This window comes from Azospirillum sp. TSH20 (assembly GCF_003115935.1).
Taxonomy (GTDB): domain Bacteria; phylum Pseudomonadota; class Alphaproteobacteria; order Azospirillales; family Azospirillaceae; genus Azospirillum.
Genome location: NZ_LGQU01000085.1, coordinates 24,536 through 42,711, shown reverse-complemented (window position 1 = coordinate 42,711; position 18,176 = coordinate 24,536). Strand labels below are relative to the sequence as shown.

At 66.8% G+C, this 18,176-nt stretch carries 14 protein-coding genes; 9 read left to right on the top strand and 5 right to left on the bottom strand.

What is annotated here, in order from left to right; translation table 11 throughout:
• Positions 1-19: 19 nt before the first annotated feature.
• On the bottom strand, positions 20-1,099 hold the full coding sequence (locus tag TSH20_RS22775; RefSeq protein ID WP_109157402.1) for a TIGR03032 family protein: 1,080 nt from the start codon (positions 1,097-1,099) through the stop codon (positions 20-22).
• 292 nt (positions 1,100-1,391) lie between these two features.
• Between TSH20_RS22775 and TSH20_RS22770 the strand changes: the two genes are divergently transcribed.
• On the top strand, positions 1,392-3,182 hold the full coding sequence (locus TSH20_RS22770) for a tetratricopeptide repeat protein (RefSeq protein WP_158282047.1): 1,791 nt from the start codon (positions 1,392-1,394) through the stop codon (positions 3,180-3,182).
• Between the two features lie 79 nt (positions 3,183-3,261).
• On the opposite strand, the gene TSH20_RS22765 is transcribed toward TSH20_RS22770, so the two are convergent.
• On the bottom strand, positions 3,262-4,158 hold the full coding sequence (locus TSH20_RS22765; RefSeq protein WP_109157404.1) for a hydrogen peroxide-inducible genes activator: 897 nt from the start codon (positions 4,156-4,158) through the stop codon (positions 3,262-3,264).
• Positions 4,159-4,281: 123 nt separating this feature from the next.
• Between TSH20_RS22765 and katG the strand changes: the two genes are divergently transcribed.
• Together katG and TSH20_RS22755 are read left to right on the top strand one after the other, a co-directional pair.
• On the top strand, positions 4,282-6,480 hold the full coding sequence (gene katG, locus TSH20_RS22760; RefSeq protein WP_109157405.1) for a catalase/peroxidase HPI: 2,199 nt from the start codon (positions 4,282-4,284) through the stop codon (positions 6,478-6,480).
• 122 nt (positions 6,481-6,602) lie between these two features.
• Entirely contained in the window at positions 6,603-6,809 is a 207-nt protein-coding gene (locus tag TSH20_RS22755) for a hypothetical protein (RefSeq protein WP_109157406.1), read from the top strand.
• A 33-nt stretch (positions 6,810-6,842) separates the two neighbouring features.
• Here the strand turns inward: TSH20_RS22755 and TSH20_RS22750 are convergent, their stop codons facing one another.
• Positions 6,843-7,535, bottom strand: coding sequence for a GntR family transcriptional regulator (locus tag TSH20_RS22750; protein ID WP_109157407.1), 693 nt, complete (start codon positions 7,533-7,535; stop codon positions 6,843-6,845).
• Positions 7,532-10,474: an FAD-binding and (Fe-S)-binding domain-containing protein gene (locus TSH20_RS22745; protein ID WP_109157408.1), complete on the bottom strand. Its 2,943-nt coding sequence runs from the start codon at positions 10,472-10,474 to the stop codon at positions 7,532-7,534. Before TSH20_RS22745 ends, TSH20_RS22750 begins: the two co-directional genes overlap by 4 nt.
• A 427-nt stretch (positions 10,475-10,901) precedes the next feature.
• Here TSH20_RS22745 and TSH20_RS22740 point away from each other — a divergent pair, with 427 nt between their 5' ends.
• The 6 genes from TSH20_RS22740 (at position 10,902) to TSH20_RS22715 (ending at position 17,163) form a co-directional block, all read left to right on the top strand.
• The gene (locus TSH20_RS22740; protein ID WP_109157409.1) at positions 10,902-12,107 is read left to right on the top strand and encodes an aminotransferase class V-fold PLP-dependent enzyme; all 1,206 of its coding nucleotides are present in this window, start codon (positions 10,902-10,904) and stop codon (positions 12,105-12,107) included.
• A 39-nt stretch (positions 12,108-12,146) separates the two neighbouring features.
• Complete coding sequence (locus TSH20_RS22735) at positions 12,147-13,136, top strand: TRAP transporter substrate-binding protein (RefSeq protein ID WP_109157410.1); 990 nt, start codon at positions 12,147-12,149, stop codon at positions 13,134-13,136.
• Between the two features lie 100 nt (positions 13,137-13,236).
• Complete coding sequence (locus TSH20_RS22730) at positions 13,237-13,842, top strand: TRAP transporter small permease (protein WP_109157411.1); 606 nt, start codon at positions 13,237-13,239, stop codon at positions 13,840-13,842.
• Positions 13,839-15,119: a TRAP transporter large permease gene (locus TSH20_RS22725; protein ID WP_199231050.1), complete on the top strand. Its 1,281-nt coding sequence runs from the start codon at positions 13,839-13,841 to the stop codon at positions 15,117-15,119. The genes TSH20_RS22730 and TSH20_RS22725 overlap by 4 nt, the downstream gene beginning before the upstream one ends.
• A 29-nt stretch (positions 15,120-15,148) precedes the next feature.
• On the top strand, positions 15,149-16,366 hold the full coding sequence (locus tag TSH20_RS22720; protein WP_109157412.1) for a CaiB/BaiF CoA-transferase family protein: 1,218 nt from the start codon (positions 15,149-15,151) through the stop codon (positions 16,364-16,366).
• Entirely contained in the window at positions 16,363-17,163 is an 801-nt protein-coding gene (locus tag TSH20_RS22715) for an enoyl-CoA hydratase/isomerase family protein (RefSeq protein WP_109157413.1), read from the top strand. The genes TSH20_RS22720 and TSH20_RS22715 overlap by 4 nt, the downstream gene beginning before the upstream one ends.
• Positions 17,164-17,208: 45 nt before the next feature.
• Here TSH20_RS22715 and TSH20_RS22710 read toward each other — a convergent pair whose 3' ends face one another.
• On the bottom strand, positions 17,209-18,129 hold the full coding sequence (locus TSH20_RS22710; RefSeq protein ID WP_247871644.1) for a LysR family transcriptional regulator: 921 nt from the start codon (positions 18,127-18,129) through the stop codon (positions 17,209-17,211).
• Positions 18,130-18,176: the final 47 nt, after the last annotated feature.

The following is an 18,176-nucleotide window of genomic DNA, read 5'->3' as shown; positions in this document are numbered from 1 at the left end:
TCCGCCATGTGGCGTCCAGTCAATTCGGAACGTCTGTTGGAGTGGTCACCGCTTCGGCCAGCGCCCGCGCGTCGAGCAGCCCCACCGCCTCCGCACGGCGCACACCGGGAAGGATGGCGACGTCGTACAACTCGTTGACGGTGTGATGGAGCCACAGCATGTGCGCCACGGTTCCACTGTCGGTGTCCACCACGGCCAAGCCGCATTGAGCGGAAACTCCGGCCCGGTTCAGGGCCGCCTCAAGCGGCAACGCGCTCAGCGTTCCGTGATCGCCGCGTGGACGCGACAGCCCGACAACCGCCCATTTCCCAAGGAAGGCCAATCCGCGCGCGAAGCCGGGGCAGAAGCAGACCGGCGTGAAGCGACCGCTTGCGTCCACCGTTCCAAGCTCGCCGGTGCCGGAATTGAGCAGCCACAGCCGGCCGCGGTGCCAGCGGGGGGAATGGGGCATCGACAACCCAGCGCAGGCAACCTCGCCCGATGGAACATCGATCAGCACGCCGCCGTCGGTCCGGCGCTCGCGCCAGCCCTCGATGACATCGCAGCGGCCCAACGCCGTCGCAAACAGCGGCCGGCCGTCTTCGCCGAGTGCCATCCCGTTCAGATGGCAGCGGTCCTCGTTGCGCAGGGCGGAAATAAAGGCGGGCTTCCAGACCGGACGGAATCCCCGGTCGGCGTCGGGAACGGCAAGACAACTGAAGCGCGTGTTGACGAAGATCAGAACGCCGTCATGCCCGACCGCGATGTCGTGGATATCGACGTCGCCGGTCATGTAGCCCAATCGCGGCACGTAAAGACGGTCCGCGCCCGACGGCGTACGGCCGAACGGTTGCAACATATTGGAGAAACGCCAGAGGTGGGACTGTCCGGCGACCCACAGCGCTGCCCCGTCGACACACAGGCCCTGGCAACGCTGCACCATCCGCTCATGGGCCTTCAGACGCCCATCCTCTCCCAGCCCAAGGAAGAACAGCCTGTGCGTCTCGTAGGTCGAAAATGCGATCGCGCAGCCGACCGTCTCCAGCCAATCGGGCAGGTTCGGTGTGCCCTGCAGCATGGGATGGGCCAGCACGGGATGGGATCGTTCTTCGGCTGCCATCCGACCGTTCTCCCCAACTTTTCGCGGATCATCCCGGAAGGATCGTTAGCATGCACCGCAAAACAAAATTAAATTATTAAGAGAGTAGATAATTTTCTCAAAAAATCGTTTTCTTCACAGCCAAAGATGGAGAAGACATGGAGGAATATCCACAAGCGATCGACTTAAGATGGTGAATGTCGGGGCAAGCCGCGGATTTCGCTCAGCCGAATCGGGCGGATGCCGCCCTACGCACAAGTTCTCTCTGCAGCAGCCCTGCACTGATCCGCCGCCTTCCTCAGGACACTCTTTCATGCCCGACCCAACCGCCGGTTTCACCGACCAAGCCGTTGTACTCACCCACCGAGGTGCCGCCGCCCTGGCAGACGGGCAGGAAACGCTCGCCGTTTCCTGTTTCACCACGGCAGCCATACTGGCACCGCATCGGGCAAGCATCTGGCACAATCTCGGCGAAGCGCGGCGCGCCCTGGGCCAGGCAGCCGGTGCGGCGCGGGCTTACCATCACGCCTTGCGGCTGCGTCCGGCCTACCCGAGGGCTTGGGCCGGACTGGCCTCGCTGCTGCACAAAAGCCGGCGCTTCAAGGCGGCGGCGCGGGCGTCGATGCGGGCGTTGGCTCTCGACCCAGGCTTTGCCGAAGGCTGGTCGGTCGTCGGTTCGATCCTGCTGGAACGGCGGGCAATGGAGCGCCTGCCGATCATCCTGCATCGGGTGGTACGGCTGGCGCCGGACAGCCCGCCGGCGTGGCTCGCGCTGGCCGGCGGGCTCGGGGATACGGCAGAGCCGACGCTGCCGCTCGCCTGCGCGCTGCGCGCGGTTGCGCTGTCGCCCGACCGGCCGGCCGGCTATGTGAACCATGCCGGGCTCCTGATCAGGCAGGGCAGGCTCGACGCGGCCAAGGCGATGCATGACCGGTTGCGCCGCTTGGCTCCGCTGGAGGGATATGCCGAGGCCGGCGACAGTCTGCTGGCAACCTTGCGCGGCGACTTCGCTGCGGCGGTGTCGCTGGCCCGTCGGTCTCTGGTCCTGCAACCGGCTTCCCCGACCGCACTCATCAACCTGTCCCTGGCAGAACATGGCCGCGGACAGGCGGAGCGGGCGCGCCGCGGCAACGAGCGCGCCATGGTGCTCCATCCCGAAAGCGACGTTGCACGCTTCAACCTGTCTATGGTGCTGCTGGCGGATGGCGACTTCGCCAATGGCTGGCGTCTCTATGAATCCCGCTGGCGGATGGACCGTGTTGCCTATCCGGCATATGCCCCAAGCTGGCAAGGCGGCGACCCGGCGGGACGCTCATTCCTTCTGGTGGCCGAACAGGGGCAAGGAGATACGCTGCATTTCGTCCGCTATGCCCCGATGCTGGCCGCACTCGGCGCCCAAGTCCATCTGATGGTCCAACCGTCACTGGTCCGGCTGCTGTCGGGGCTCCCCGGTATCGCCTCGGTCCGGGCGCCCACGGAACCGCCACCGAAATGCGATACCTGCATTCCGCTGCTCAGCCTGCCCTTGGTGTTCGGCACCACACTGGCAACCATCCCGGCAGCCGTTCCCTATCTGCGCGCATCCGAGCAGGATCGCACCACCTGGAAACGGAAGCTCGACGGAGAGCGCCGCTTGAAGGTCGGGCTGGTCTGGGCCGGTTCGGCGCACAACGACCAGTTCCTGGCCCACATGGTCGACCGGCGGCGAAGCCTGCCGCTTGCCGCGTTGGCCCCGCTGGCCGGCGTTCCGGGCGTGCGATTCTACAGCCTGCAAAAAGGCCCGTCGGCGACCGAAGCGCCGCCGTCCGGTCTCGACCTTGTCGACTGGATGGATGCGGTTGGCGATTTCGCCGACACCGCCGCGCTTGTCGCGGAGCTCGACCTGGTCATCAGCGTCGATACTTCGGTGTGCCATCTGGCCGGCGCACTGGGTCGCCCGGTCTGGATGCTGTCGCGCTACGATTCCTGCTGGCGCTGGCTGCGCAACCGGTCGGACAGTCCGTGGTATCCGACCATGCGCTTGTTCCGCCAGGATCGGCCGGGTGACTGGACCCCCGTCATCCTTCGCGTCCGCGCCGCCCTGGAGCGTTGGGCGGTGCAGTGATGAACCGGATGAGCGGATGGTTCCCCCCCTTAACCATATCCATCTGTCGATCGGTAGTGCAGCTTTGTCGGCGTAGGGATCAAAGCTCCGATTGCCGGCCAAACGACTCCGTCAATTTCAGGAATTGGCTGGCCAATGGACTTGTCTTGCGCCAGACCATGCCGATGGTCCGGGAGGGTTGGGGATCCTTGAAGCGGACGACGGATACCGTGCCTGAACCGGTCTCCACCGCCACAGCCATTTCCGGTATCAATGTCACGCCCATACCCGCCTTGACCATCTGGACGAGCGTGGAGAATGAGTTCGCCTCCAGCGCCTTCCGCGGCGAAGAGGACGGCATGTTGCAGAAGGACAGGGCCTGATTGCGAAAGCAGTGCCCCTCCTCCAGCAGGAGCAGCCGCATCTCCCGCAGCATTTCCCTTGTTGGCACCGGCTTTTCCGCATCCTTGGCCGGGCGAACCAGCAGGAAATCCTCGGTGAACAGCACCACCTCGGTCAGCGACGGCTCCAACACCGGCAGCGCGACGATCGCGGTATCGAGCCGGCCATCGCCAAGCTCTTCGATCAGTTTCGACGTCAGCGCCTCACGCACTTCGATCTCGACATGGGGATGCTCCTGCGTGATCACCCCGATCACGGCCGGCAGCAGATAGGGTGCGATGGTGGGGATCATGCCGATGCACAAGCGACCGGTGATCCGGTTGCGCGACATCTGGGCAAGCTCCCCCAGCTGATCGACCGAGCGCAGAATGTCGCGGACGCGCAGGGATGCCTCCTGCCCGAAGGCAGTCAGCCGAATGCTTCTGCCGCCCCTCTCGACGAGTGCCGCACCCAAAGCTTCCTCCAATTCCTTGATCTGCATCGACAGGGCGGGCTGCGAAACGGCACAGGCCGCCGCCGCCCGTCCGAAATGGGCGTGGTGTGCCAGCGCATCGAAATAGCGGAGCTGCCTGAGAGTCACGGATCCGGGAATCATAAGAATACCTTATCACAGCAATCACCAAAGACCATTTTACCTGATCGTACGTTAACCATACAGTTTTATCTGCTGAGCATTTATTGCTGCCACGGGAGCCCATAAGCGATTCAGGAGGGAACGATGGACGCAAGGACCGACGAGAGCGCAGGCAAGTGCCCGTTCAGTGGGGGAAGCAAAAGCCGCAGGAACCGCGACTGGTGGCCGAATGCCCTCGATATTGAGATGCTCCATCGGAATTCGGCTTTGTCCAATCCGATGGGCAAGGATTTCGACTATGCCAAGGAATTCCAGTCCCTCGATCTCGACGCGGTCATCAAGGATTTGCATGCCTTGATGACGGACTCGCAGGATTGGTGGCCTGCCGACTTCGGTCATTATGGCGGCCTGATGATCCGCATGGCGTGGCACAGCGCCGGCACTTACCGAATCGCCGACGGTCGCGGCGGCGCCGGCACCGGCCAACAGCGTTTCGCGCCGCTCAATTCCTGGCCGGACAACGCCAATCTCGACAAGGCGCGCCGTCTGCTGTGGCCGATCAAACAGAAATACGGTCGCAAACTGTCCTGGGCCGACCTGATGGTCCTGGCCGGAAACGTCGCTTTGGAGTCAATGGGTTTCAAGACCTTTGGCTTTGCCGGCGGCCGCGTGGACGCATGGGAACCGGAGGAACTTTTCTGGGGTCCGGAAGGAAGCTGGCTCGGCGACGAGCGCTACAGCGGCGAACGACAACTCGCGGACCCGTTGGGCGCGGTGCAGATGGGACTCATCTACGTCAATCCGGAGGGGCCGAACGGCAACCCGGATCCCGTTGCGGCGGCCAAGGACATTCGCGAGACCTTCCGCCGCATGGCCATGAACGACGAGGAGACCGTGGCGCTGATCGCCGGCGGCCACACCTTCGGCAAGACGCATGGTGCGGGCGATCCGTCCTTCCTCGGCCCAGAACCCGAAGCCGGTGCGCTGGAGGACCAGGGCCTCGGTTGGAAAAGCAAACACGGCACGGGATTCGGACCCGACGCCATCACCGGCGGCCCGGAGGTGATCTGGTCCCAGACACCGACGAAGTGGAGCAATCACTTCTTCGACAACCTGTTCAAGTACGAATGGGAACTGACCAAAAGCCCGGCCGGTGCGTGGCAATGGCAGGCGAAGGATGCCGAGCCTTCAGTTCCGGGCCCCTGCGCGGACTCTGAAAAGCGCCTGCCCACAATGCTGACGACCGACCTGTCTCTGCGTTTCGATCCCGTCTATGAGAAGATCTCGCGGCAGTTCTACGAGAATCCCGACCAGTTCGCTGACGCCTTCGCCCGCGCCTGGTTCAAGCTGACCCACCGCGACATGGGGCCGGTCGTTCGCTATCTCGGCCCGCTCGTCCCGAAGGAGACGCTGATCTGGCAGGACCCGATCCCGCCGGTCGATCATCCGCTGGTGGATGATGCCGACGTTGCCACCCTCAAGACCCGAATTCTCTCTTCCGGCCTTTCGGTCTCGCAACTGGTTTCGACGGCTTGGGCTTCCGCCTCCACCTACCGCGGTTCCGACAAGCGCGGCGGCGCCAACGGCGCGCGCATCCGCCTTGCCCCGCAAAAGGATTGGGAGGTGAACGAGCCGGCGCAACTCCAGACCGTACTACAGACGCTGGAAGCCATTCAGAAGGACTTCAACGCAGCGGCCGGCGGCGGCAAGAGGATCTCGCTTGCCGACCTGATCGTTCTTGCCGGCGGTGCGGCGATTGAGAAGGCGGCACAGGATGCCGGTTTGACCTTGCAGGTGCCGTTCTCGCCCGGGCGCATGGATGCATCGCAGGAGCAGACCGACGTCGACTCCTTCGCCCCGCTCGAACCACGCGCCGATGGCTTCCGCAACTATGTCAACAGCACGAAGCAGCAGTTCATGATTCCGGAAGAGGCACTGGTGGACCGGGCGGCATTGCTGCGGCTGACCGGCCCGGAGATGACGGTTCTCCTCGGTGGGCTGCGCGTTCTGGGCGCCAATGTCGGCGGTTCCAAACATGGCGCCCTCACCGACCGGCCCGAGACGCTGACCAATGACTTCTTCGTCAACCTGCTCGACATGGGCACGGAGTGGCAGCCTCCGAATGCGGACGGCATTTACGAAGGACGCGACCGCAAGACCAAGGAACGCAGATGGACGGCCACCCGCGTCGACCTGATCTTTGGGGCGCATTCGCAGCTCCGCGCATTTGCGGAGGTCTATGCGTGCAGCGATGCGCACGAGAAGTTCGCGATGGACTTCGTTGCCGCCTGGACGAAGATCATGAATGCCGACCGTTTCGATCGGGCCCGGCCGCTCCTTTGACGCGGAAGGACTTCGACAATGGCACCCGGCCGACCGGCCGGGCGCCTGCGTGGCCGGTCGGGAAATCGGTCTTTGCGAGCGAGGGTATGCCGCCACCAGTGAGGGAGAAGGGAGGCTCGATCATGAGCGACCGCCGGATACAAACCGATCGCGAGTGGCTGATCTTCATTGAGAAGGACATCGACACTCTTGATCAGCAAATCTACCACGCGAAATGGACGATCACACAGTCGCAGTCGGCACTTGAACGGCTGAGGGCCGCCCGCGACTCTTTGCTTACCCAGGCACAGGAGATCCTGGATCGCCTCGACGGGAAGTCATCCGCATAGGCGGCTGCTCTATATGGGGATTGGCGGACAAGCTCAGGCGGCCGACGAGGTTTTCGCGGCGTCGGCACCCGACGGCGCCATCCCGGTCGAATCGGCCATGATGTCGATCTTGCGCTCCAGATGCTGGCGCAGCAGGATCGCGATCGCGGCGCCATCCCGCCGGACCAGGGCGTCCAGGATCTGTTCATGCTCGCGCACCGCCTGGTCCCACCAGTCGCGCGGCATGTCGGCGACGTAGCGGGCGCGGCGGATGCGCAGCGCCAAGCCGGCGTGGGTGGCGATCAGCACCGGGTTGTTCGACGCCGTCAGGATCATGTGGTGGATGCGCTCGTTCAGCCGGTAATAGGCCTGCAGGTCGCGGCGGGCATGGTGGGCCAGCATCTCGTAATGCAGCGCGCGCAGCTCGGCGATCTGTTCCTCGGTGATGTGGGCGCAGGCCAGCTCGCCGGACAGCGCTTCCAGGCAGGCCATCACCGTGAAAGTGTCCTCGATGTCTGCCCGCGTCAGGGTGGCGACACGGGCGCCGCGGTTGGGCAGCAGCACCACCAGCCCCTCGCTGGCCATCACCTTCAACGCCTCGCGCAACGGGGTGCGCGACACGCCGAAGCGTTCGCACAGCTCACGCTCATTGACGCGCGAACCGGGCGACAGGTCGCCGTCGACGATGGCGGCGCGCAGCCGGGCGACGACCTCGGCGTGAAGGCTGCTGCGGTCGATCAGCGTCATTCCGGTCTTCCCCCCACCGCAGCCGTCCGGTCCGCCAGCGCCTGCTCCAGCAGGATGGCGACATGCACCGCCCGCCGGCCGGCGCCGTCCTGGATCTGGTGGCGGCAACTCGTCCCGTCGGCCACCAGGATGGTGTCCGCATCGGCGGCGCGCACCGCCGGCAGCAGGTCGAGTTCTCCCATGCTCATCGACACCTCGTGATGCTCCGCCTGATAGCCGAAGGCTCCGGCCATTCCGCAACAGGTGGATTGTAGCACCGAAACCGCAAGGTCCGGGATCAGCTTCAGCACTCTTTCCACGGGCGGCAGCGCGCCCATGGCCTTCTGGTGGCAATGGCCGTGCACCAGCGCCTTGCGTGCCGCTAGCGGCTTCAGCGCCAGGGTCAGCCGGCCGGCGGCGTGCTCGCGGTCGAGGAACTCCTCGAACAGCAGGGCGTGGTCGGCGATGCGGGCATATTCCAGTCCGGGCAGCACCGCCGTCATCTCGTCGCGCAGGGTCAGCAGGCAGGATGGCTCCAGCCCGACGATCGGCACCCCGCGCCCGGCATAGGGCATCAGCGCCTCGACCACGCGCCATTGCTCCGCCCGCGCCTGCTCGACCAGACCGGCGGCGAGAAAGGTCCGGCCGCAGCACAGCGGCCGGCCGCCGTCGGCCGGTGCCGCGCCATGGACGGTGTACCCCGCCGCCTCCAGCACGCGGGCCGCCGCGCGGGCGTTGTCGGACTCGAACCAGCGGTTGAAGGTATCGGCGAACAGAACCACCTCGCCGGCCGCGCCGGGCTTCGGGACGTCGGGGTGCCGGAACGGCGTCCGGTGCCAGCGCGGCAGCGACCGGTGGCGGCTCAGCCCGAGCAGGCGCTCGGTCAGCGCCGGCAGGCCGGGGATCCGGCCGTGCAGGTTCAGCAGGGGGGCGGCGGCCGACAGCGCCGGGGCGTAGCGCGGCAGCCACGCGACCAGCCGGTCGCGCAGCGACAGGCGGGCGCCGTGCTTGCGGCGCTGGGCCAGCACCTCGATCTTCATCTTCGCCATGTCGACGCCGGTCGGGCATTCGCGCTTGCAGCCCTTGCAGCCGACGCAGAGGTCCAGCGCCTCCATCACCCCGTCGCCGGCCAGCCCCTTGGGGCCGAGCTGACCGGTCAGCGCCAGCCTCAGCGTGTTGGCCCGGCCGCGGGTGACATGCTGCTCGTCACGGGTCGCCCGGTATGACGGGCACATCACGCCGGGGTCGGACTTCCGGCAGGTGCCGTTGTTGTTGCACATCTCCACCGCGCCGAGGAAGCCGTTCCACTCCGACCAGTCCAGTGCGGTGTCGACCGGCATGGCGCCATAGCCGGGCTTGTAGCGGAACAGGCGGCGGTCATCCATGCGCGGCGGATCGACGATCTTCCCGGGGTTGAACAGGCCGGCCGGGTCGAACAGCATCTTGACCTCGCGGAAGGCATCGACGATGCGGCGGCCGTACATCGGCTCATGGAATTCGGAGCGGACCAGCCCGTCGCCATGCTCCCCGGAATGGGACCCCTTGTATTCGCGCACCAGGGCGAAGGCTTCCTCGGCGATGGCGCGCATCTTCCGCACCTCCAGCTCCTGCTTGAGGTTCAGGACCGGACGGACGTGCAGGCAGCCTTCGGAGGCATGGGCGTACCAGGTGCCGGTGGTGCCGTGGCGGTGGAAGACCTCGGTCAGCCGTTCGGTGTAGTCGGCCAGATGCTCCAGCGGGACGGCGCAGTCCTCGATGAAGGAGACCGGCTTTCCCTCCGTCCGCATCGACATCATGATGTTCAGCCCGGCCTTGCGCACTTCCCAGATCGCCGCCTGGAAGGCCGGGTCGACCGCCTCCACCACCGCGCCGGGCAGGCCGAGGTCGCCCATCAGTTCGCTCAATCGCCGGAGATTGGCGATCTCCTCGTCGCGGTCCTCGCCGGCGAACTCCACCAGCAGCAGGGCGTCGGGCTCGCCGACGATGAAGCGGTCCATGGTGGCGCGGAACAGCGGGATGTTGCGGCCCAGCGCGATCATGTTGCGGTCGACCAGCTCCACCGCCGCCGGCTTCAGCGCGACGATTGCCTGGGCCGATTCCATCGCCTTGCGGAAGGTCGGGAAATGGCAGACGCCCAGCACCTTGTGCCGGGGCAGCGGCGCCAGCGCCAGCTCGATGCGCTGGAAGAAGGCCAGCGTCCCCTCCGACCCGACCAGCAGCTTGGCGAGGTTGGGGTGGTCGCCATCCAGCCGTTCGATGTTGTAACCGCCGACCTTGCGGCGGACGGCAGGAATGCGGGCGGTGAACTCATCGGCCTCGCGGGCGTGCAGCGCCTTCAGCGCCGCTTCGAGTTGCCGATGACGCTCGGTCGAGGGGGCGGAGCCATCGAAGCGCACCGGGGTGCCGTCGGCCAGCACGGCGTCGATGGCGCGGACATTGTGCACCATGTTGCCGTAGCGCAGCGACCGGGTGCCGCAGCTGTTGTTGCCGGTCATGCCGCCGATGGTCGCCTGCGCCGCGGTCGAGACGTCGACCGGGAACCACAGCCCCAGCGGTTTCAGCGCCTTGTTCAGATGGTCAAGCACGATGCCCGGCTGCACCGTCGCCGTCCGCGCCTCGGCATCCACGTCCAGGATGCGATTCAGGTGCCGGGAGCAGTCGAGGACCAGCGCCTCGTTCACCGTCTGCCCGCACTGCGAGGTGCCGCCGCCGCGCGGCAGGATCGGCACCCCTTCCTCCACCGCGACGGCGACCGCCGCCGCCACATCCTCCGCATCGCGCGGCACGACGACGCCGACCGGCTCCATCTGGTAGATCGAGGCGTCGGTGCTGTAGCGGCCGCGCGCGAACCGGTCGAACAGCACCTCCCCCTTCACGGCGCCGCGCAGGCGGGCGGCCAGGGCGGAGTCGCCGATCCGGGAGCCGCGGCGCGGCGGGGCGTTGCGGTCGTCGAGCGGCATGGCGTGGGCTCCCCTGAAATGGATGGCGGCGGATGGTGCGGCTGGATCGCCATTTTTGCATGCAAAATTCATATTGCGATGAATCGTCCCTGCTTGCCGATGGATCGGAGCATGAGCCTCAATCGTTCGCAAGACGAACAACATCCTTATGGGAACGCCGGATTTCCGTCGAGTCCCAGCGGCATCATAGGCGCTTTTGCCGATGCACCCTTTCGGAAATGGGTAGGCATGGCCGCAAATGACCGTTTGCAGCGCCGGCCATTTGAATGCAAAATTTGTTTGGTGGACAAACCAACGGTCTTCGCGCGCCGTCGTTATCCTGCGTCCGGATCACGCGCCCGAAACACGCACATCGGCCGCGCGCGCCGACACTGCCCCCAAGTCACCGACACCACGGCATCATCGACACAAGGGAGGAGGAGCCTACATGGCCCATCGCAGCGGACGCCATTTCCTGCAAATCCCGGGGCCGACCAACGTGCCCGACCGCATCCTGCGGGCGATGGACCGGCCGACCATCGACCATCGCGGCCCGGACTTCGCCGCGCTTGGCCGTGAAGCGCTGGCAGGGATCAAGACGATCTTCAAGACCGAGCAGCCGGTGGTGATCTACCCGGCGTCGGGCACCGGGGCGTGGGAGGCGGCGATCGTCAACACGCTGTCTCCCGGCGACCGGGTGCTGATGTTCGAGACCGGCCACTTCGCCACGCTGTGGCGCAACCTCGCCGACCGCTTCGGCATCCACTGCGATTTCGTACCGGGCGACTGGCGCCACGGCGTCGACCCGGCCGCGGTGGAAGCCCGGCTGGCCGAGGACCGCGGCCACGCCATCAAGGCGGTGATGGCGGTCCACAACGAGACCTCGACCGGCGTCGCCAGCCGCATTCCGCTGATCCGCAACGCCATCGACGCCGCCGGCCACCCGGCGCTGCTGCTGGTCGACACCATCTCGTCGCTGGGGTCCATCGACTACCGCCACGACGAATGGGGCGTCGACGTGACGGTCAGCGGCTCGCAGAAGGGCCTGATGCTGCCGCCGGGGCTGAGCTTCAACGCCATTTCCGAAAAGGCGATCGCGGCCAGCCGCAACAACAAGATGCCGCGGTCCTACTGGGATTGGGCCGACATGGCCGGTCCGAACCGGGCCGGGTTCTTCCCCTACACGCCGGCGACCAACCTGCTCTACGGCCTGGTCGAGGCCATCGACATGCTGCACGAGGAAGGGCTGGACGCCGTCTTCGCCCGTCACGACCGCCATGCCGAGGCGACGCGCCGGGCCGTGACCGGCTGGGGGCTGGAAGTGCTGGCGCTCAACCCCGCGGAATATTCCAGCTCGCTGACCGCGGTGCTGCTTCCGGACGGCCATGACGCCGACCGGCTGCGCCGCATCATCCTCGACCGCTTCGACATGTCGCTGGGCGCCGGGCTCGGCAAGCTGGCCGGCCGGGTGTTCCGCATCGGCCATCTCGGCGACTTCAACGATCTGACGCTGGCCGGCACGCTGAGCGGGGTGGAGATGGGGCTGGAACTCGCCGGCATCCCCCACCGCAAGGGTGGCGCCCGCGCGGCGATGGATGCCCTGCAGGCCCGAGCCGCCGCGCAGGCGGAAAGGACGGCCGCCACCGTCGCCTGACATCGCAACGAGACACCAAACAAAATGGGAGGGACAGTCATGGGCTACACCAAGGCGCTGATCGCGTCGGTCCTGTTCGCCGGTTCGCTGATGGCGGGCGCGGCGCAGGCGCAGGCGCAGACCGAGATCAAGCTTGGCCATGTCGGAGAGCCGGGATCGCTGTTCGACCGCTCCAGCCAGGAATTCGCCCGCATCGCCAACGAGAAGCTGGGCGGGAAGGGCAAGGTGGTGGTCTTCGGCTCCAGCCAGCTCGGCGGCGATTCGGAGATGCTGAAGAAGCTGAAGCTCGGCACCATCGACCTGTCCCTGCCCTCCACCGTCATGTCGTCGGAGGTGCCGGTCTTTGGCTTGTTCGAACTGCCCTATCTGGTCAAGGACCGCGACCACATGGTCCGCATCCGCGACGAGATCGTGACGCCGACCCTGGTGCCGGCGGCGGAAAAGGACGGCTACCACATCCTCGGCGTGTGGGAGAACGGCTTCCGCCAGATCACCAACAGCAAGCGCCCGATCACCAAGCCGGAGGATCTCCAGGGCATCAAGCTGCGCGTGCCCAAGGGGGTGTGGCGGGTCAAGATGTTCAAGGCATATGGCGCCGACCCCAGCCCCCTCGCCTTCTCCGAGATCTTCGTGGCGCTCCAGACCGGGGTGATGGACGGCCAGGAAAACCCGCTCGCCCAGATCTACCCGGCCCGCTTCTACGAGGTGCAGAAGTACCTGTCGATGAGCGACCACGTCTACACCCCGGCCTATCTGACCGCCGGCCGCAGCTGGAAGAAATTCTCGCCCGAAATCCAGAAGGCGCTGACCGAGGCCGCGCAGGAAGTCCAGCCGACCGTCTACAAGATCGCCGCCGAAATGGATGAGGATCTGCTGAAGAAGCTGAAGGAGGCCGGGATGGAGGTCAATCAGGTGGACAAGGCCGCCTTCGTCAAGGCCAGCGTCGGCATCTACAAGAGCTTCGAGGACGAGGTTCCGCAGGGCGGCGAGCTGATCAAGAAGACGCAGGCGCTGGCCAGCAAGTCCTAGGGCCGGTCCGCCGCGGGGGCGGCCGTCGGCGGCCGCCGCCCAAGCCCGTTGCCCAAGCTCGCCCCCCTTTCAGCCACCCCTTCGGAGGGAAACCGTCGTGATGCTCGACCGTCTGCGCACCGGCTTCGAGTGGGTGCTCGAAACCATCGTCATCCTGCTCGTCTCCGCCCTGACCCTGCTCATCATCGCCGGCTTCGTCTGCCGCTATTTCGGAAGCTCGCTGACCTGGTACGACGAAGTGGCGTCGATCGGGCTGGCGTGGCTGACCTATTACGGCTCGGCGCTGGCCGCGCTGAAGGGCGCGCACATCGGCTTCCCCGGTCTGGTCAACGCGATGCCGCCGTCCTTCCGCCTGCTGGCGACTCTGTTCGCCGAGGCCAGCGTCTTCCTGTTCTTCGGCGTCCTCGCCTGGACCGGCTGGGAGGTGCTGATGGTGCTGGAAGGCGACACGCTGGTCAGTCTGCCGTCGGTGCCGCTGCAACTGACCCAGTCGGTCATCCCGGTGGGCGCCGTGCTGTTCATGATCGCGGAAGCGCTGCGCCTGCCCAGGGTGCTGGCCGACGCCTGCGGCCACGGCTTCGTCGACCACGAGCTGGAAGACGCGCTGGGTGCCGATCTGGCGCGGCCCGAGCCGCCGCGATCCGCCACCGGTGCCGCCACCCCGATCGCCCGCGCCACCGCCTATCCGGAAGGACCGCGCCCATGACCATCGGCTTCATGCTCAGCGGGCTGTTCGCCCTGGTTCTGCTCAACGTGCCGGTCGCCATCGCGCTTGGCCTCGTCGCCATGGCCGCCATCGTGGCGATCCAGGGGTCGGACAATCTGGTCAACGCGGCGCTGGTGATGTTCGACGGCGCCACCAACTTCCCGCTGCTGGCGATCCCGCTGTTCATCCTGGCCGGCGCCATCATGAACGCATCGAGCATTTCGCGCCGGCTGGTCGCTTTCGCCTCCGCCCTGTTCGGCTTCGTCCGCGGCGGACTGGCGATGGTGGTCATCGGCTCGTCGATGTTCTTCGCCGAGATCTCCGGCTCGGCGGTGGCCGGGGTGGCGGCGCTCGGCACCATCCTGATCCCGGCGATGAAGACGCGCGGCTATTCCAGGGAGTTCTCGGCCGCCATCTGCTCGTCGGCGTCGAGCCTTGCCATCATCATCCCGCCGTCGATCCCGATGATCCTCTACGCGGTGATGGCCGAAACGTCGGTGGTCAAGATGTTCGTCGCCGGCATCATCCCCGGCGTGCTCGGCGCGATCGGGCTGGCGGTCGCCGCCTACATCCAGGCGGTGCGCTATGATTTCCCGGTGGAGGAGCAATTCCGCATCTCCCGCCTGCGCGAAACGGCGCGGGAGGCCGCCTGGGCCTTCCTGCTGCCGGTCATCATCCTGGGCGGCATCTTCGGCGGCTTCGTCACCGCGACGGAGGGCGCCGGGCTGGCGGTGGCGGCGGCGCTGTTCATCAGCATCGTGATCTACCGCGAACTCGACCTGCGCGAGCTGCGCAAGGCCTGCCTGGACGGCGGGGTGCAGACCGCCGTGGTGATGCTGCTGGTCGCGGCGTCGGCGCTGATCGGCACCTTTCTGACCGAGGCGCAGCTGCCCCAGGCGCTGGCCCGCAGCATCAGCGAGATCACCACCAACAAATACGCCGTGCTGGCGCTGCTGAACGTCGCCTTCCTGATCCTGGGCATGTTCCTGCATTCGGCGGCGGCAATCATCCTGGTGGTGCCGATCGTCATGCCGCTGATCCACGCGGTCGGCATCGACCCGGTGCATTTCGGACTGGTGGTGACGCTGAACCTCGCCATCGGGCAGCAGACCCCGCCGGTGGCCAGCGTGCTGATCGCTGCCTGCTCCATCGCCCGCACCGACATCTGGGAAACCACCAAGGTCAACCTGCCCTTCATCGGCGTCCTGCTGCTGGTGCTGGCGATCTGCACCTATGTGCCCGCCCTCTCGCTGGGGCTGGTCGACCTGTTCTACTGAAACACTCCAACGCCGAGGACGATTGAGCGATGGCCGATACGGAACAACGGCGCACGGGCGGACCACTCGCCGGCATCAAGGTGGTGGAACTGGCCCACATCATGGCCGGCCCGGTCTGCGGCCTGATGCTGGCCGACATGGGCGCCGACGTGGTGAAGGTGGAGAAGATCCCCGGCGGCGACGACAGCCGCCGCATGGTGCCGCCGACCATCAACGACGAATCCGCCGCCTACATGGCGATGAACCGCAACAAGCGCGGCATCGCGCTGGATCTGAAGACCGACGACGGCAAGCAGGTGCTGCGCCGCCTCATCGCCGGCGCCGACGTGGTGATCGAAAACTACCGCCGCGGCACCATGGAGAAGCTGGGCTTCGGCTATGAGGCGATGCGCGCCATCAACCCAGGCATCGTCTTCTGCGAGATCTCCGGCTTCGGGCGCAGCGGGCCGCTGGCCGACCACGGCGGCTTCGACCTGATCGCCCAGGGCATGAGCGGCCTGATGAGCATCACCGGCGAAGGCCCCGGCCGGCCGCCGGTGAAGGTCGGCGCCCCGGTGACCGACATCACCGCCGGGCTGCTCGGCGCCATGGGCGTCATGGCGGCGCTGGTCGAACGCCAGCGCACCGGCGAGGGGCAGCGGGTCGACACCTCGCTGTTCGAGGCGGGGATCATCCACACCTACTGGCAGTCGGCGATCCGCTTCGCCACCGGGGTCAGCCCCGGTCCGATGGGCTCGGCCCACCCGCTGAACGGCCCCTACCAGGCCTTCCCCACCGCCGACGGCTGGATCACCGTCGGCGCCGCCAACCAGACCAACTGGCTGCGCCTGACCGAGGCGCTGGACGCGCGTTCCCTGCAGGATGATCCGCGCTTCGCCGACAACCCCGGCCGCATGCGTCATCTGGCGGAGCTGGACGAGCTGCTGTCCGCCATCCTGCGGCGACGCACCACGGCCGAGTGGCTGGCGGTTCTGGAGGCGGCCGGCGTCCCGGCCGGACCGGTGCTGAGCATCGCCGACATGCACGAACACCCGCACACGCTGGCCCGCGACATGGTGGTGGAGGTCGAGCACAGCCGGGCCGGGCCGGTGAAGACGCTCGGCCTGCCGATCAAATTCTCCCGCACCCCCGGCGGCGTGCGCGGCCCGGCCCCGGCCTTCGGTGAGCACAGCCGGGCGGTGCTGGCCGAACTCGGTTACGACCAGGACGCCGTCGAGGCGATGGAACGCGCGCGGGTGGTGGCATGACCGGAACCGATGGACCGATGACGGACGAACTGCTCTACGAGGTGCGCGACGGCATCGCCCGCGTCACCTTCAACCGGCCCCAGGCGCGCAACGCCCTGACCTTCGCCATGTACGACCGGCTGGCGTCGGTCTGCGCCGAGGTCGACGACACGCCGGATATCCGCGCGATGCTGCTGACCGGTGCCGGCGACAAGGCCTTCGCCGCCGGCACCGACATCTCCCAGTTCAGGAGCTTCACGACGGCGGAGGACGCCCTGGCCTACGAAGCGCGGATCGACCGCGTGCTGGGAGCCCTGGAGCGCTGCCGGGTGCCGACCATCGCTGCGGTCGCCGGGGCCTGTACCGGCGGCGGGGCCGGCATCGCCGCCGCCTGCGACCTGCGGATCGGCGCCGCCAGCGCGAAATTCGGCTTTCCCATCGCGCGCACCCTGGGCAACTGCCTGTCGATGGGCAATTACGCCCGGCTGTCGGCGCTGATCGGTCCCGCCCGCGTCACGGAGATGATCTTCACCGCCCGCCTGATCGAGGCCGACGAGGCGAAGGCCATCGGTTTGGTGTCGGAGGTTCTCCCCGACGCGGCGGCGCTGGCGGAGCGCGCCGAAACGCTCGCCCGCACCGTTGCGTCCCACGCGCCTCTGACCCTGCGGGCGACCAAGGAGGCGTTGCGCCGGCTCCGGCAGGGCGGCGATCCGGGGACCGGAGAGGATCTGATCGTGATGTGCTACACGAGCGCGGATTTTCGTGAAGGGATGGACGCCTTCCTGAACAAGCGCCCGCCACGCTGGCGGGGCGAATAGCCCCTCTCAGGAAGCGGGGCTTCGGAGAGTCGCGGTGCGGTTCACTCAGCGTCGGATCATTGGCTTGAGCCAGGGAGAGATGGCGAACACGTCGGTGAAATATCCCTGCTTGATGACTGCGCAACCCGCCTTGTGGATGTTGGCGGGCAGCGAGCCCAGTTCCCCCTTCCGGGTCACCACATGGATCGAGCGGCGGAACCCGGGGGTCGGCAACGGCAGCACGCGCATATGGTTCAGGTGCTGACGGCTTTTCACCAACGCGGTCGGCGGGAGCAGGCTCCATCCCATCTCTTCCGCCACCATCGCCATCACGGTGTCGGTCGCGTCGAAGGCGAAGCTGCGCGGCACCTCCATGCCCAAGCGCCGCAGATGCTGATCCACCAACCGGCCGAGCGCGCTGTCCGTCGTGCTGCGGATCAGCGGCAGGGTCCGGGACAGTGCTCGGAGAGCGACTTCATCGACGACCTCGGGGCAACTGCGCGGCAGCAGCAGCACGAACGGCTCGGTGAGCAGGCACAGACTGTCCACTTGGTCCATGTCGTCGAAGCTGTCATTGGTGAACAGCACATCCAGGCGGCGGGCGAGGAACTGTTCGCGCAGTTGCCCGCACAAACCGGACGCGATGCTGAAGGATGGAACATTGTCGCGCAGCCGCTGAAGCAGCCGGGGAATAAAGGGTGCCGCCAGCGTGTCGATGCAGCCGATGCGCAGTTCCGGCATGAAGGGCGCATCCGTTCCGCCGATGGCAGCCGGCAATTGCCGCGCATCGGTCAGGATGCGGTTGCTCCAATGCCAAAGCCGCTGCCCGGCGGCGGTCAGCGCCATGGGCCTGATGCTGCGGTCGAGCAACTGGGTGGCGAAGGCGTTTTCCAGTTGGCGCACGACATGCGACACGGCCGATTGTGTCAGCCCCAGCCGCCCGGCGGCGCGGGTCATACTTCCCAACTCGGCGACGGCGACGAACACTTCCAGGGATCCCAGATCGAAGTCGCGGTGATGCATGGGGCTCCCAT